The organism is Pseudomonas sp. CFBP 8758 (assembly GCF_014841725.1).
In the GTDB taxonomy this organism is placed as follows: domain Bacteria; phylum Pseudomonadota; class Gammaproteobacteria; order Pseudomonadales; family Pseudomonadaceae; genus Aquipseudomonas; species Aquipseudomonas baltica.
Window position 1 is genome coordinate 527333 of the sequence record NZ_JACYUK010000002.1, and the last position, 15208, is coordinate 542540.

A 15208-nucleotide genomic window follows, 5' to 3' on the forward strand; every position below is an offset into this window, starting at 1 on the left:
AGTGCGACAAAATGCCTCAAGTCGCTGCGAGGACGGCCGACAACCTGAGATTAGGAGACTTCCCTCATGATTCCGCCCCTGATCCCGATCAGCGTCGTGCCGGTGACCTCGCAACTGGACCCGGTCAAGTCCACGCCCAGCATCGCGCCGGTCGCGCCAGCCCAGCCCGGCTCGAACGAAACCGCCATCGACCTGCGCCATCACGATGCCGACCAGACCGCCCTGCTCCTGCGCGAGGAGCAGCGACGACGCCAGCGTGAGGGCCGGCAGCCCGACCCCGACGAGCACACGCCGGTGCCGGGTGACTCGCTCAACGCCGACAAAACGGTTCCGGTGGCGCCTTTGGTCGAGGACCCGCCGCGCCAGGGGCTGTGGGTCGATATCCAGGTCTAGTCAGAGCCGTTCGCGCGCTGCATCATGGACCATCCCATTCGCCATCCGACCCGACACTGCCATGAGCCAAGACGACAACCTGATCGATTTTGCCAGCGAACGCGGCAAGCGCATCCATGACCTCAAGGACAAGCGCCTCAACGAAATGCGCCAGGCATTCGAACAGGCGCTGCCACTGGCCCAGGCCAAGGCCGGGAAGAAAGCCAAGAAGCCTAAGAAGCGCTGAAGGCCCTTCAGCCGATGCTGATGGGTGGCGGGCTGACCAGGGTCACGGTCTGCTGCTTGCGTGGCGCAAGAATTTCCGCCTCGCCGTCGACCACCAGTTCATCGCGCTGATTGAACACGCGAGTGGCAATGCGGACGCGAAACTTGGGCAGTTTCTCGAGGATTTCCAGGCGCACGGTCAGGGTGTCGCCCAGTTTCACCGGCTTCTGGAAGCTCATCTGCTGGCCCAGGTAGATGGTGCCGGGCCCTGGCAGCTCGCATGCCACTGCGGCGCTGATCAGCGCACCACTGAACATGCCATGGGCGATGCGTTCCTTGAACATGCTGCTGGCGGCGAATTCTGCGTCGAGGTGCACCGGGTTGTGGTCGCCCGACATGGCGGCGAACAGCTGGATGTCGCGTTCCTGCACGGTCTTGCTGAAGCTGGCGGTCTGGCCGACCTCGAGCGCTTCGTACGGGGTATTGGTGACTTGGGTCATGAGCGGTGGGTCCTTGGCTTGGCGACGGTCGTGGCCGCGTCAAATAGATTCACGATGTTAACAGCGGGGTCGTGCGCATTTGCGTGGGTTGCGGCAGCTGCTAACGTCGGCAGCATACCGCAGGCGCAATGGCCGGGCGGGCTTCGAATCAGAGGACAATAATAATGCATCCTGATTTCTGGAACGACAAGCGCCCACCGGGCGTGCCCCACACGCTCCCCGTCGATGAATTCACGTCCATTGTCGATGTGTTCGACCGCTCCTGCAGCACCTTTGCCGATCGTCCGGCCTTCAGCAACATGGGCGTTACCCTGACCTACGCCGAGCTCGACCGGCACTGCAGCGCGTTTGCCAGCTGGTTGCAGCAGCACACCGATCTGGTCCCCGGCGACCGCATCGCCGTGCAGTTGCCCAATGTCCTGCAGTACCCGATCGCGGTGTTCGGCGCGCTGCGCGCGGGCCTGGTCGTGGTCAATACCAACCCTCTATATACCGTGCGGGAAATGCGCCATCAGTTCCGCGATTCCGGCGCGCGGGCGCTGGTCTACCTCAACCTGTTCGGCGACAAGGTCGAACAGGTGCTGCCGGACACCACGCTGCACTACCTGATCGAAGCCCGCCTGGGCGATCTGATGCCCACTGCCAAGGGTTGGCTGATCAACACGCTGGTGAGCAAGGTGAAGAAGCGCGTGCCTGCCTACCATCTACCCCAGGCAGCGTCGTTCAAGACGGTTCTGGCGCGAGGCGCAGAGCTTGCGCCACGTCCGGTAGCGCCGACCCTCGAAGACCTCGCGGTGCTGCAGTACACCGGCGGCACCACTGGCCTGGCCAAGGGCGCCATGCTCACCCATGGCAATCTGGTCGCCAACATGCAGCAGGTACGGGCGTGTTTCCATCAGCTCGACGAACAGGGGCAGACGATCCTGCAGCAAGGCCACGAGGTGATGATCGCGCCGCTGCCGCTGTACCACGTGTATGCGTTCACCGCGAACTGCCTGTGCATGATGGTCACCGGCAACCATAACGTGCTGATCAGCAACCCCCGCGATATCGGTGCCTTCATCAAGGAGCTGAAAAAATGGCGGTTCACCGCGCTGCTGGGCCTGAACACGCTGTTCGTGGCATTGATGGAGCACCCGCAGTTCCGTTCGCTGGACTTCTCCCGCCTCAAGGTGACCAACTCCGGCGGCACGGCTTTGGTCAAGGCCACTGCCGAACGCTGGGAAAGCCTTACCGGTTGCCGCATCGTCGAAGGCTATGGCCTGACCGAGACATCGCCGGTGGCCTGCACCAACCCGTATGGCCAGAGTGCGCGCATCGGCAGCGTGGGTATTCCTGTGGTTGGCACGGCGTTGAAGGTGATCGACGAGCAGGGCTGCGAGTTGCCGTTGGGCGAGCGGGGCGAGCTGTGCATCCAGGGGCCCCAGGTGATGCGCGGCTACTGGCAGCAGCCCGAGGCGACCGCCGAGGCGCTGGACGCGCAAGGCTGGTTCAAGACCGGCGACATCGCCGTCATAGACCCCGATGGCTACGTGCGCATCGTCGACCGCAAGAAAGACCTGATCATCGTGTCCGGTTTCAACGTCTATCCCAACGAGATCGAGGACGTGGTCATGGCCCATCCGCAAGTGGCCAACTGCGCGGCCATTGGCGTGGCGGACGCGCGCTCAGGCGAGGCGGTCAAGCTGTTCGTCGTGGCTCGCGATCCGCAACTGACCACGACCGAGCTGATGGCCTACTGCAAGGCCAATTTCACCGGCTACAAGCTGCCACGGGAAATTGTCCTGCGCGATGCCCTGCCGATGACGCCCGTGGGCAAGATCCTGCGGCGTGAGCTGCGCGACGAGTGACGCGCAATGCAGGCGCCAGGCCCTGGTGTCACAGCCCTCGAACGCTGACGCCTGCTGGCCTGCGTCGTGTGAAATCAGGTGTGACCGGAATTGACGATACGGTCACAATGGTTACCGGCGAGCCACCTTCGGCCTCTAGTCGCCTTATGGCAAAGCTGCTACTCTCGGCGCGCTTTTCGGCATTCGGACCTGTAGCGGTCGTGCTGACATATCAATAATAATCGCATCGAATGCGGTGAAGATTCGCTGGCGCTGGAGGAGTGGGCTTCCATGATCGAAAATTTCTGGAAGGATAAGTATCCGGCTGGAATCGCGGCGGATATCGATCCAGACATGTATCCCAATATCCAGGCGGTGCTCAAGCAGTCCTGCCAGCGCTTCGCCGACAAGCCGGCGTTCACCAATCTGGGCAAGACCCTCAGCTACGGCGAGCTCTATGAGCTGTCCGGTGCCTTTGCCGCGTACCTGCAGCAGCACACCGACCTGGTGCCGGGTGACCGCATTGCGGTGCAGTTGCCAAACGTCCTGCAGTATCCGGTGGCGGTCTTCGGTGCCATTCGCGCAGGCCTGGTGGTGGTCAATACCAACCCGCTGTACACCGCGCGGGAAATGGAACACCAGTTCAAGGACTCCGGCGCCAAGGCCCTGGTCTGTCTGGCCAACATGGCGCACCTGGCAGAAAAGGTCGTGCCCAAAACGGCCGTGCGCCACGTCATCGTCACCGAAATCGCCGACCTGCTGCCACCGCTCAAGCGACTGCTGGTCAACAGCGTGATCAGGTACGTGAAGAAAATGGTCCCGGCCTATCACCTGCCGCGTGCGGTGAAGTTCAACGACGTGTTGAGCAAGGGTCGCGGCCAGGCCGTCACCGAGGCCAATCCGGCCAGCTCGGAAGTAGCCGTGCTGCAATATACCGGCGGTACCACCGGGGTGGCCAAGGGGGCGATGCTCACCCACCGCAATCTGGTCGCCAACATGCTGCAGTGCAAGGCCTTGATGGGCGCCAACCTCGATGAAGGCTGCGAAGTGCTGATCACGCCGCTGCCGCTCTACCACATCTATGCCTTCACCTTTCATTGCATGGCGATGATGCTGATCGGCAACCACAACGTGCTGATCAGCAATCCGCGCGACCTGCAGGCGATGGTCAAGGAGCTTTCCAAGTGGAAGTTCAGCGGCTTCGTCGGGCTCAACACGCTGTTCGTGGCCCTGTGCAACAACGATGCGTTCCGCAAGCTCGACTTCTCGGCGTTGAAAGTCACCCTGTCGGGGGGCATGGCCCTGCAGCTGGCGGCCGCCGAACGCTGGAAAGAGGTGACGGGCTGTGCCATCTGCGAGGGCTATGGCATGACCGAAACCAGCCCGGTCGCCTCGGTGAACCCCAACCAGCGCATCCAGATCGGCACCATCGGCATTCCAGTACCGTCCACCCTGGCCAAGATCATCAACGATGCGGGCGAAGAGCTGCCGTTGGGCGAAATCGGCGAGTTGTGCATCAAGGGCCCACAGGTCATGAAGGGCTACTGGCAGCGCCAGGACGCCACCGCCGAGATCCTCGACGCCCAGGGCTGGCTGAAGACCGGCGACATCGCACTGATACAGCCCGACGGCTACATGCGTATCGTCGATCGCAAGAAGGACATGATCCTGGTCTCCGGTTTCAACGTGTACCCCAACGAGCTGGAGGATGTCCTTGCCACCCTGCCGGGCGTGCTGCAGTGCGCCGCCATCGGCATACCGGACGAAAAGTCCGGCGAGTCGATCAAGATCTTCGTCGTGGCCAAGCCGGGTGTCACCCTGACCAAGGAGAAGGTCATGGAGCACATGCGTGCCAACGTCACCGGCTACAAGGTGCCGCGCACGGTGGAATTCCGCGACGTGCTGCCGACCACCAACGTGGGCAAGATCCTGCGGCGTGAACTGCGCGACGAAGAACTGAAGAAACTGGGCATCAAGAAATCGGCCTGATCTCTGCCCAGCTCCGGGGGCTGCCGACACAACCCCCGCAAATCTGCGACAATCGCGGGGTGTAACCTTCGACGTACCCCACCAAGACCTCTGCGTACCTGATGACCGACCAAACCGTTTCGATTGACCAGCTTCTGAAAAACCTCGACCAGGCCATGATCGGCGACCGTCACCGCCTGCGCAGACAGTTGCACGAACTGCGCAAGCGTCCTGACGAGGCGAAGCTTGGCCAGTGGGTCGAGAAAGTCCAGGCCTCGTTCGCCCGCGTCCAGGCGCGTCGGCTGAGCGTGCCAAGCGTGCGCTACGACGACAGCCTGCCGATTGCCGCCAAGCGCGACGAGATCAAGAAAATCCTCGCCGAGCACCAGGTGCTGATCATTGCCGGTGAAACCGGCTCGGGCAAGACCACCCAGTTGCCCAAGATCTGCCTGGAAATGGGCCGCGGCCAGCATGGTCTGATCGCTCATACCCAACCGCGCCGGATCGCGGCGCGCAGCGTGGCCAGTCGGGTCGCCGAGGAATTGGCCACGCCATTGGGCGGGTTGGTTGGCTATCAGGTGCGCTTCGAAGACCAGAGCGATGCCAATACCCTGGTCAAGCTGATGACTGATGGCATCCTGCTGGCCGAGACCCAGCACGACCGCTTCCTCGAACGCTACGACACCATCATCGTCGACGAAGCGCACGAACGCAGCCTCAACATCGATTTTCTGCTGGGCTACCTGAAGACCCTGCTGCCACGGCGGCCCGACCTCAAGGTCATCATCACCTCGGCCACCATCGATCTGCAGCGTTTCTCCGAGCACTTCAACGACGCGCCGATCATCGAGGTGTCCGGGCGGACCTTCCCGGTGGACACCTGGTATCGGCCGCTCACTGCCGAGCAGGACGAGGAAGGCAATCAGATCGAGAACGACCTGACCGTCGACCAGGCGATCCTGGCGACGCTCGACGAAATCGCCGCCTTCGAGCGCAGCGAGCGCAAGACGCCGGGCGACGTGCTGGTGTTCCTGCCCGGCGAGCGCGAGATTCGCGATGCCGCCGACATGCTGCGCAAGGCGCAGCTGCGGCACACGGAAATTTTGCCGCTGTACGCGCGCCTGTCGCCGGCCGAGCAGCAGCGCATCTTTCAGTCCCATCCCGGGCGCCGTGTGGTTTTGGCCACCAACGTGGCGGAAACGTCGCTGACCGTGCCAGGCATTCGCTACGTGATCGACAGCGGCACCGCACGCATCAGTCGCTACAGCTACCGTGCCAAGGTCCAGCGCCTGCCGATCGAGGCGGTGTCCCAGGCCAGCGCCAACCAGCGCAAGGGTCGCTGTGGCCGGGTCGAACCGGGCATCTGCATCCGCCTGTACAGCGAAGAGGATTTTCTCTCGCGCCCCGAATTCACCGATCCGGAAATCCTGCGCACCAACCTTGCGGCGGTGATTCTGCAGATGCTGCACCTGCGCCTGGGCGAAATCGACCAGTTCCCGTTCATCGAGCCGCCCGATGGCAAGGCCATCAGCGATGGCTTCAATCTTTTGCAGGAGTTGTCCGCGGTCAACCGCGAGAACCAGCTCACGCCCATGGGCCGCCAGTTGGCCCGGTTGCCGATCGACCCGCGGCTGGGACGCATGCTGCTCGAGGGCGCGCGCCAGGGTAGCCTGCAGGAAGTCTTGATCATTGCCAGCGTGCTCTCGGTGCAGGACCCGCGCGAGCGTCCGCCCGAGCGCCAGCAGGCTGCCGACCAGGCGCATGCGCAATGGAAGGATGCCGATTCGGACTTCGCCGCGCTGGTCAATCTGTGGCGTGGTTTCGAAACCCAGCGCCAGGAGCTGGGCGCAAGCGCGTTGCGCAACTGGTGCCGCAAACAGTTCCTCAATTACCTGCGCCTGCGCGAATGGCGCGATGCGCATCGGCAACTGAGCCTGATCTGCCGTGACCTGCAGCTGGAAGTGAACAAGGACGCTGCGGACTATCCCAGGTTCCACAAGGCGGTGCTGTCCGGCCTGCTCAGTCAGATCGGCCAGAAGACCGAAGACGGCGACTACCTGGGCGCACGCCAGCGTCGCTTCTGGGTCCACCCGTCCTCGGGCATGGGGCGCAAGAAGCCTCAGTGGCTGATGGCCGCCGAGCTGGTCGAAACGACCAAGCTGTATGCGCGCATGGTCGCCAAGATCGAACCTGACTGGATCGAACCGCTGGCCGGGCATCTGATCAAGAAGAACCATTTCGAACCGCACTGGGAGAAGAAGCGCGGCCAAGTCGTGGCGTTCGAGCAGATCACGCTCTACGGCATGATCGTGGTTGGCCGGCGCCCGGTGCATTTCGGCCCCATTGACCCGGTGACGTCACGCGAGCTGTTTATCCGCGAAGGCTTGGTACGTGGCGAGATCCAGTCGCGAGCCAAGTGCCTGACGGCCAATCGCCTGCTGCTCGAGCAACTCGACGAGCTGGAAGCCAAGGCCCGCCGCCGCGACATTCTCGCCGACGAAGAAACCCTCTACGGCTTCTATGAGGCACGCCTTCCTGCCGAGATTCACCAGACCGCGACCTTCGACAGCTGGTACAAGGTCAACAGTCAGAAACAACCCGATCTGCTGATCATGCGCGAAGAGGACGTACTGGCCCGCGAGGCGAGCGAAGTCACTGCCGCGCAGTACCCGGACACCCTGCGGCTGGGCGACCTGAGCCTGCAGTTGAGCTACCACTTCGAGCCCAATCACCCGCGCGATGGTGTCACTTTGTGCGTGCCCGCGCCGCTGCTGCCCGCGTTGCCGGGTGAGCGCCTGGAGTGGCTGGTGCCGGGGTTGCTGGAAGCCAAATGCATTTCGCTGGTGCGCAACCTGCCCAAGGCCTTGCGCAAGAACTTCGTGCCGGTGCCGGACTTCGTTCGCGCAGCGCTCGCACGCCTGACGTTCGGCGCAGGCTCGCTGCCGCAGGCGCTGGGGGGCGAATTGCTGCGCATGACCGGCGCGCGAGTCAGCGACGAGGCGTGGGCCGAGGCGGCCCAGCAGGTCGACAGCCATCTGCGCATGAACATCGAAGTGCTCGACGGCCAGGGCAAGTTTCTGGGTGAAGGGCGTGACCTGGCCGAGCTGACCGCGCGCTTCGCCGAGGCCAGCAGCGCGGCGTTGGCCGTGCCGAGCACGGCCAAGAGCCAGCAACCGGTGCAGGCCAAGGCGTTCGCCAAGGTCGAGCAGACTACCCAGCAGAACATCGCCGGACTGTCGATGACGGTGTATCCCGCATTGGTCGAAGAGGGTGGTACGGTCAAGGAAGGGCGTTTCTCGACAGCGGCCGAAGCCGAATACCAGCATCGCCGCGCCCTGCAGCGCCTGTTGCTGCAGCAATTGTCCGAGCCTGCCAAGTTCCTGCGCGGCAAGTTGCCGGGCCAGACCGAGCTGGGCCTGTTGTACCGCGAACTGGGCCGTGTCGAAGCCTTGGTCGAGGATATTCTGCTGGCCAGCCTCGACAGCTGCGTGCTCGAGGGCGAGGCCAGCCTGCCGCGCGATGGCGTGGCACTGGCAACGCTGGCCGAGCGCAAGCGCGGTGCATGGGCGGAGCATGCCGAGCGTCTGGCGCGCCTGACCCTGGATATTCTCAAGCTCTGGCACGGCCTGCAGAAGCGCTTCAAGGGCAAGATCGATCTGACCCATGCCGTGGCGCTGAACGATATCAAGCAACAACTGGGCAATCTGGTCTATCCCGGTTTTGTGCGTGACACTCCCGCAGCGTGGTTGAAGGAAATGCCGCGCCTGCTCAGGGCTGTCGAGCTACGCTTGGAGAAACTGCCCAGCCAGGTGCAGAAAGACCGGGTCTGGAGCGGTGAGCTGTCCAATCTCTGGAGCCAGTATCAGGCACGCCTGAACAAGCATGGCCAGGAAGGCAAGCGTGATCCACAGCTGGCGGCCTACCGCTGGCTGCTGGAGGAGTATCGAGTGTCGCTGTTCGCGCAGCAGTTGGGCACCAAGGTGCCGGTATCGGACAAGCGCTTGAGCAAGCAGTGGAGCGCAGTGGACGCCTGAATCTGCCCGGGTCGATTGACCTGGGCCTGCGTGGCGTCCATGTGAATGAGTTGCCCCTAACAATAGAGGAACGAGCGTGCATAACGTCGTCATCAGCGGCACCGGCCTGTATACGCCGGCCCAGAGCATCTCCAACGAAGAGCTGGTCGAGTCTTTCAACCACTACGTCGAAGCGTTCAATGCAGACAACGCCGCCGCCATCGAGCGTGGCGATGCACAGGCGCTGGCGCCGTCCAGCGCGGCTTTCATCGAGAAGGCCAGTGGCATCAAGAGCCGCTTCGTCATGGACAAGGCCGGGATTCTCGATCCGCAGCGGATGAGACCGCACCTGCCTGAACGCGGTAACGACGAGCAGTCGATTCTGTGCCAGATGGCGGTTGCAGCCGCCGAGCAGGCCTTGCAACGGGCTGGCCGCACGGCCGCCGATGTCGACGCGGTGATCGTCGCCTGTTCCAACCTGCAGCGTCCCTACCCGGCAGTGGCTATCGAAGTGCAGCAGGCGCTGGGTATCCAGGGTTTCGGTTTCGACATGAACGTGGCCTGTTCCTCGGCCACGTTCGGTATCCAGCAGGCAAGCAACAGCGTGCAGTTGGGGCAGGCGCGCGCGGTGCTGGTGGTGAGCCCGGAGATCTGCACCGGGCACTTGAATTTCCGTGACCGCGACAGCCACTTCATCTTCGGCGATGCAGCAACGGCCGTATTGGTGGAACGGGCAGACCTGGCCACTTCGACGAACCAGTTCGACATCGTCAGCACCCGTCTGCAGACGCAGTTCTCCAACAATATCCGCAACAACTTCGGGTTCCTCAATCGGGCCGAAGCGTTGGGGGCAGGAGGCGACGACAAGCTGTTCGTGCAGGAAGGCCGCAAGGTGTTCAAGGAAGTCTGCCCGATGGTTGCCGAACTGATCAGCGCCCATTTGGCGCAGAACGACATTGCCGTGCAAAGCGTCAGGCGCTTTTGGCTGCATCAGGCCAACCTGAGCATGAATCACTTGATCGTCAAGAAGCTGCTTGGCCGCGACGCCAGCGTCGACGAGGCGCCGGTGATTCTCGACCGGTATGCCAATACCAGTTCGGCGGGATCGGTGATTGCCTTGCACACCCATCAGGATGATCTGGCGCCAGGCTCGCTCGGGGTGTTGAGCTCGTTCGGCGCAGGCTACTCCATCGGCAGCGTGATTCTGCGCAAGCGCTGATCGACTGCCGCAACACCAGTGAAAAAGGCGCAACCTGCGATGAACTCGCACGTTGCGCCTTTTTCAGTAGGGCGATGTGGAGTTAGAACTTGGCTTCCAGGTCCAGTTGCAAGGTGTTCACGTCGGCATCGGTGCGGGTCCGGCTGGCAACGTCGGATTCGGCCAGGAAGTAGGTGGCACCCACGGCGAAGTTCTTGTCGATTTCGTAGCCCAGCTTGACCTTGTGGCCGCGTGAGCCGGTGAAGCCGTTGGCGAAGTCGGAGTCGGTGAAAGCCCCCACCACGGCGTTGCGCTGCACGTCGCGGTAGTTGTAGTCCAGGCCGAAGCCGGCAAACTTGGTCTTGAAGCCGGCCAGCCAGGCAGTGTCCTGCTTGCCGACCAGAGCGGTGGCTTCGGCATCACCGTTGACCACGTACTGACCATAGACCGACAGCGGCAACGGCAGGCCGGTGATGTCCAGTTGACCAAAGCCTTCGTACAGGGTGAATTCGGTGGAGGCGTTGCCGTTGACGGCCAGCACGGCGGCGGCGTTGGTGGCGTTGTCATTGTCGTAGGAATAGACGCTGCCGCCCAGGGTCATCTTGACGTTGTCGCCCAGCGCAAAGCGCGCGCCGGCCTGGCCGGTGTACATGCGCAGGTCGTGCTCGAACTGGCGACCTTCGCCGTCGATGTTGTCGGTCAGTACGTAGTAGCCCGTGCTGCCGAACAGTTCAGCGCCGCCCAGAGGCAGCTTGTAGGTGGCGGCTACGCCCTCGGGGTTGATGTCGCCGTCCCAGATCACGTCGCCCATGCTGACCCAGGGTTGGCTCATCTTGCCGCCGATCAGGTGCAGGTCCTTGATGGCGGTAGGGTGCCAGTCCAGGTAAGCCTGGTCGAGCCAGATGGATTTCTTGCTGAAGGCGCCGTCCAGGCTCTGGTTGGTGGAGCGGGCGTCGGCGCTGCTGCCGGTGGCGACGCGGATGCCGGCATCGACCTGCGGGTTGATTTCACTGTAGACGCCGATGCGGGCGCGGATGCGCTGGCGGTCCTGGTTGCGGTCGCCGCTGGAACCATCGCGCTCGCCATCGACGTTGATGCTTTCGTGGCGCAGGCGTACGTCGCCCTTGATCTGTGTCTTTGCGGCCCAGGCGACTTTCTGGTCGAACGCGCTCATCTTCTTCGATTGTTCGGCGGCGGCCACTTGCTGGGCCTGTTTCTCACCGTCTAGCTCGGTCTTCAATTCGGCGTATTGCGCAGCGTTGATCGAGCCATTGGCGCGCAGCATGTCGAGCAGCTTGGCATCGACCGCGGCACTGGCCTGGGTGCTGATGGCCATGAGGACGGTGGCGCTCAGGCTGACCTTGGTGAGTGTTGAAACACGACGCATGACATTCTCCCTATCGCAAAAAAGGCCGGCAAGCGCCGAGCCTGAAAGTACTTCCGGACGCGCCTGGCAGACGGCGTGGCTGACCCCGGAAAACTGGCGCAAGTATTGCGAGGGGTGATGACAAAATAATGTCAGAACAATGGCTTAGCGATGACACTGAAATGACTGAATAGCTTGAGCCAGAGCCTTTGCCGAGTGATGGCACCGTATTCGCGGGTGACCGCGACGAGAGCCTGCGCGATACTGGGCGGCACGTCCCGTCAATTGGAGCCCTACCGATGCCGCTGCATGTAGCTGCCAGCTTGTCCGCCATCGACGCCGCGCAGTGGGACGCGCTGCTGCCTGAACCGCAGCCGTTCCTGCGGCATGCTTTTCTCAGCGCGCTGGAGGACAGCGGCAGCCTGGGCGAGCGCTCGGGCTGGGCGCCCGAGCACCTGGTGCAGATCGAAGACGGGCGGCTGGTGGCGGCGTTGCCCAGCTACCGCAAGTGGCATTCCTACGGGGAGTACGTGTTCGATCACGGCTGGGCCGACGCTTGCGAGCGCGCCGGTATCGACTATTACCCCAAGCTGCTTGGCGCGGTGCCCTTCAGTCCGGTGAGTGGTCCGCGACTGCTTGCGCGTCTCCCTGGGGACGGGGTCGAGCTGCTGCGCTGTGTGCCGGGCTATCTGGAGCTGGAAGGCCTCAGTGGTGCCCACGTCAATTTCACCGACCCCGCTCTCGATGAACTGTTGAGGGCCGAGCAGGGCTGGATGGAGCGGTTGGGTTGCCAGTATCACTGGCACAACAGAGGCTATCGGGACTTCGATGATTTTCTCGACGCACTGAGCTCGCGCAAGCGCAAGCAGATGCGCAAGGAGCGGGAGCAGGTGCGAGCCCAGGGTATCGAGTTCGAATGGCGCGAAGGCGCGCAGGTGAGCGAAGCCGAATGGGATTTCGTCTATGCGTGTTATGCCAATACGTACTTGGTACGCGGGCGTTCGCCGTACCTGACCCGGGATTTTTTCAGCCTTTTGGCCGAACGGATGCCCGAGGCGATTCGCCTGGTGCTGGCGACTCACGAGCGGCGTCCGGTGGCCATGGCTTTCAGCCTGGTGGGTGGGGGCAGTTTCTACGGCCGTTATTGGGGCTGCCTGGCCGAGTATGACCGGCTGCACTTCGAAACCTGTTTCTATCAAGGCATGGACTATGCAATCGCCCACGGCATCGAGCGGTTCGATGCCGGGGCGCAGGGCGAGCACAAGTTGATTCGCGGGTTCGAGCCGGTGATCACCCGCTCATGGCACTACCTGCGCCATCCTGGGTTGCGCGATGCGGTGGAGAATTTTCTGCAGGCCGAGCGGGCAGGGGTGCTGGCCTACGCCGATCAGGCACGGGAAGCCTTGCCGTATCGGCAGGCCTGAACATTCCATGGGTATGCCTGATGCATCGCGGCGCGCCTTTCGCGGCCGATGACCGCTCCTACAAGGGGGGGTGTGACATGCGGTCATGCGATCAACTGTAGGAGCGGTCAGTGGCCGCGAAGGGTGCACTGAGGTGTGTCTGGCAGACCGCAGCGTTGCCTTCGCGGGCAGAGCCCGCTCCCACAGGAGGGTGGGTGTGACATGCGGTCATGCGATCAACTGTAGGAGCGGTCAGTGGCCGCGAAGGGTGCACTGAGGTGTGTCTGGCAGACCGCAGCGTTGCCTTCGCGGGCAGAGCCCGCTCCTACAGGGGGGGGGGTGACATGCGGTCATGCGATCAACTGTGGGAGCGGTCAGTGGCCGCGAAGGGTGCACTGAGGTGTGTCTGGTAGACCGCAGTGTTGCCTTTCGCGGGCATAGCCCGCTCCCACAGGGGTGATCAGTCCATGCCTACGAAACCGCCGGTCTGGTGATGCCACAGCCTTGCGTACAGACCGCGCTGCGCCAGTAGCTCGGTATGGCTGCCGATTTCGACCACCTTGCCTTTCTGCAGCACGACCAGGCGATCCATTTTGGCGATGGTGGACAGGCGGTGAGCAATTGCAATCACGGTCTTGCCTTTCATCAAAGTTTCCAGGCTTTCCTGAATCGCCGCTTCGACTTCGGAATCGAGCGCCGAAGTCGCTTCGTCCATGATCAGGATCGGCGCGTTCTTCAGCAGGACACGGGCGATCGAGATGCGCTGGCGCTGGCCGCCGGAGAGCTTCACGCCGCGTTCACCCACATGGGCGTCGAAACCACGGCGGCCTTCGCTGTCGGACAGCAGCGGCAGGAAGTCATCGGCGCGGGCTTTGCGTACCGCTTCCCAGACCTGCTCCTCGGTAGCATTGGGCTTGCCATAACGCAGGTTGTCGAGGATCGAGCGGTGCAGCAGCGAGGTGTCCTGGGTGATCAGGCCGATCTGCTCACGCAGGCTCTCCTGGGTCACCTCGGCAATGTCCTGGCCGTCGATCAGGATGCGGCCGCTGGGCAGGTCGTACAGGCGCAGCAGCAAGTTGACCAGAGTCGACTTACCCGCCCCTGAGGGGCCGATCAGGCCGATCTTCTCGCCCGGTCGGATATCCAGGGTCAGACCCTCGATGATGCTGTCGCCCTTGGGGTAATGGAAGTGCACGTCTTCGAAGCGCACGTTGCCGCGGTCGACCTTGAGCCGTGGAGCCCCTTTCTTGTCGGTCACGCTGACGGGCTGGGCGATGGTCTGCAGTCCATCCTGCACCATGCCGATGTTTTCGAAGATACCGTTGACCACCCACATGATCCAACCGGACATGTTGACGATACGGATCACCAGGCCGGTGGCCAGGGCAATCGCGCCCACCGAGATGAGCGACTGCGTCCACAGCCACAGCGCCAACCCCGTAGTAGCGACGATCAACAGGCCGTTTATGGTGGTGATGGCGAAGTCCATGGCGGTGATCACGCGGCTTGCCAGTTGGGTTTTCTCGGTCTGCTCGCTGATCGCATCACGCGCGTACTGCTGCTCCATGCTGGTATGGGCGAACAGCTTGAGCGTGGCGATGTTGGAATAACCGTCGACGATGCGGCCCATCAGTTTCGAACGCGCGTCCGAAGACACTACCGAGCGTTCCTTGACCCTTGGAACGAAGTAATAAAGCGCTATCACATAGGCGACGATCCACAGGATCAGCGGGATCATCAGCCGCCAGTCGGCCTCGGCGAACAGCACCAGGGCGCTGATCGCGTAGATCAGTACGTGCCACAGGGCGTCGACTGCGGCGACCGCCGAATCGCGCAACGAGTTGCCGGTCTGCATGATGCGTTGGGCAATGCGCCCGGCGAAGTCGCTGTGGAAGAAATTCATGCTCTGCTTGAGCACATAGTTGTGGTTCTGCCAGCGAATCAGGCTGGTCATGCCGGGACTGATCGCCTGGTGCACCAGAAGATCATGCAGGCCGATGAAAATAGGCCTGAACACCAGCGCCACCACCACCATCCAGGTCAGCTCCAGCGCGTTGTCGCTGAAGAAGTGCACGTTGGGCGTGCCTTGGGCCATGTCGATGATGCGACTGAGGTAGCGGAACAGTGCGACTTCGATCAATGCACCGATCAAGCCCACCACCAACAGGGTGGCGAAGCTGGGCCACACCTGCTTGAGGTAGTAGATGTAGAAGGCCAGTACTTTGTTGGGGGGCGTTTCCGTAGGCGCTTCGCGGAAGATATCGATCCATTGTTCGAAGCGGCGATAAATGCTCAAGCGTGCTCTCCTGTGCGGGTTGACGGTCCTGGCCGGGG

10 protein-coding genes are annotated in these 15208 nt (G+C 62.7%); 7 read left to right on the top strand and 3 right to left on the bottom strand.

The features are described from left to right. Positions 1–66: 66 nt before the first annotated feature. Complete coding sequence (locus tag IFT75_RS06240; protein ID WP_192053810.1) at positions 67–393, top strand: aspartate-semialdehyde dehydrogenase; 327 nt, start codon at positions 67–69, stop codon at positions 391–393. Between the two features lie 61 nt (positions 394–454). Further along, a complete protein-coding gene (locus tag IFT75_RS06245) occupies positions 455–619 on the top strand; it encodes a hypothetical protein (RefSeq protein WP_163007605.1) in 165 nt (54 codons plus the stop codon). A 7-nt stretch (positions 620–626) separates the two neighbouring features. On the opposite strand, the gene IFT75_RS06250 is transcribed toward IFT75_RS06245, so the two are convergent. After that, complete coding sequence (locus IFT75_RS06250; RefSeq protein WP_043187336.1) at positions 627–1097, bottom strand: MaoC family dehydratase; 471 nt, start codon at positions 1095–1097, stop codon at positions 627–629. Positions 1098–1261: 164 nt separating this feature from the next. Between IFT75_RS06250 and fadD2 the strand changes: the two genes are divergently transcribed. From fadD2 to IFT75_RS06270, 4 genes are all read left to right on the top strand, one after another. Continuing rightward, on the top strand, positions 1262–2947 hold the full coding sequence (fadD2, locus tag IFT75_RS06255) for a long-chain-fatty-acid--CoA ligase FadD2 (RefSeq protein ID WP_192053812.1): 1686 nt from the start codon (positions 1262–1264) through the stop codon (positions 2945–2947). 270 nt (positions 2948–3217) lie between these two features. Further along, positions 3218–4915 carry a long-chain-fatty-acid--CoA ligase FadD1 gene (gene fadD1, locus IFT75_RS06260; RefSeq protein WP_192053814.1) on the top strand — a complete coding sequence of 566 codons (1698 nt, stop codon included), beginning with the start codon at positions 3218–3220 and terminating at the stop codon, positions 4913–4915. Between the two features lie 101 nt (positions 4916–5016). Continuing rightward, positions 5017–8928, top strand: coding sequence for an ATP-dependent RNA helicase HrpA (gene hrpA / locus IFT75_RS06265; RefSeq protein WP_192053816.1), 3912 nt, complete (start codon positions 5017–5019; stop codon positions 8926–8928). Positions 8929–9004: 76 nt separating this feature from the next. Beyond that, the gene (locus tag IFT75_RS06270; protein ID WP_122479233.1) at positions 9005–10126 is read left to right on the top strand and encodes a beta-ketoacyl-ACP synthase III; all 1122 of its coding nucleotides are present in this window, start codon (positions 9005–9007) and stop codon (positions 10124–10126) included. Between the two features lie 82 nt (positions 10127–10208). On the opposite strand, the gene IFT75_RS06275 is transcribed toward IFT75_RS06270, so the two are convergent. Continuing rightward, positions 10209–11492, bottom strand: a complete 1284-nt coding sequence (locus IFT75_RS06275; protein WP_192053818.1) for a putative porin — start codon at positions 11490–11492, stop codon at positions 10209–10211. A 278-nt stretch (positions 11493–11770) separates the two neighbouring features. Between IFT75_RS06275 and IFT75_RS06280 the strand changes: the two genes are divergently transcribed. Continuing rightward, the gene (locus IFT75_RS06280) at positions 11771–12895 is read left to right on the top strand and encodes a GNAT family N-acetyltransferase (protein ID WP_192053820.1); all 1125 of its coding nucleotides are present in this window, start codon (positions 11771–11773) and stop codon (positions 12893–12895) included. A 439-nt stretch (positions 12896–13334) separates the two neighbouring features. On the opposite strand, the gene IFT75_RS06285 is transcribed toward IFT75_RS06280, so the two are convergent. Beyond that, positions 13335–15164: an ABC transporter ATP-binding protein gene (locus IFT75_RS06285; protein ID WP_122479715.1), complete on the bottom strand. Its 1830-nt coding sequence runs from the start codon at positions 15162–15164 to the stop codon at positions 13335–13337. Between the last annotated feature and the right edge of the window lie 44 nt (positions 15165–15208).

Excerpts from the sequence above, each read along its gene's own strand:
- fadD1 (WP_192053814.1), top strand. The coding sequence starts at position 3,218 with ATGATCGAAAATTTCTGGAAGGATAAGTATCCGGCTGGAATCGCGGCG.
- IFT75_RS06245 (WP_163007605.1), top strand. The coding sequence starts at position 455 with ATGAGCCAAGACGACAACCTGATCGATTTTGCCAGCGAACGCGGCAAG.
- fadD2 (WP_192053812.1), top strand. The coding sequence starts at position 1,262 with ATGCATCCTGATTTCTGGAACGACAAGCGCCCACCGGGCGTGCCCCAC.
- IFT75_RS06275 (WP_192053818.1), bottom strand. The coding sequence starts at position 11,492 with ATGCGTCGTGTTTCAACACTCACCAAGGTCAGCCTGAGCGCCACCGTC.
- IFT75_RS06280 (WP_192053820.1), top strand. The coding sequence starts at position 11,771 with ATGCCGCTGCATGTAGCTGCCAGCTTGTCCGCCATCGACGCCGCGCAG.
- IFT75_RS06240 (WP_192053810.1), top strand. The coding sequence starts at position 67 with ATGATTCCGCCCCTGATCCCGATCAGCGTCGTGCCGGTGACCTCGCAA.
- hrpA (WP_192053816.1), top strand. The coding sequence starts at position 5,017 with ATGACCGACCAAACCGTTTCGATTGACCAGCTTCTGAAAAACCTCGAC.
- IFT75_RS06250 (WP_043187336.1), bottom strand. The coding sequence starts at position 1,097 with ATGACCCAAGTCACCAATACCCCGTACGAAGCGCTCGAGGTCGGCCAG.